Source organism: Pantoea sp. E956-1 (assembly GCF_982223955.1).
The window spans coordinates 1-262 of sequence record NZ_CEUYZP010000125.1; the positions used below are offsets into that span (position 1 = coordinate 1).

At 55.7% G+C, this 262-nt stretch carries 1 rRNA gene; it reads left to right on the forward strand.

The annotated features are described in order from the left end of the window. Nucleotides 1-262 (forward strand): 23S ribosomal RNA (locus AC0T7J_RS25590); the annotation flags it as partial.

Consider the following 262-nt stretch of genomic DNA (forward strand, 5'->3'; position numbering starts at 1 on the left):
GCACAGACAGCCAGGATGTTGGCTTAGAAGCAGCCATCATTTAAAGAAAGCGTAATAGCTCACTGGTCGAGTCGGCCTGCGCGGAAGATGTAACGGGGCTAAACCATGCACCGAAGCTGCGGCAGCGGCGCTCAGGCGTTGTTGGGTAGGGGAGCGTTCTGTAAGCCGTCGAAGGTGTGCTGTGAGGCATGCTGGAGGTATCAGAAGTGCGAATGCTGACATAAGTAACGATAAAGCGGGTGAAAAGCCCGCTCGCCGGAAG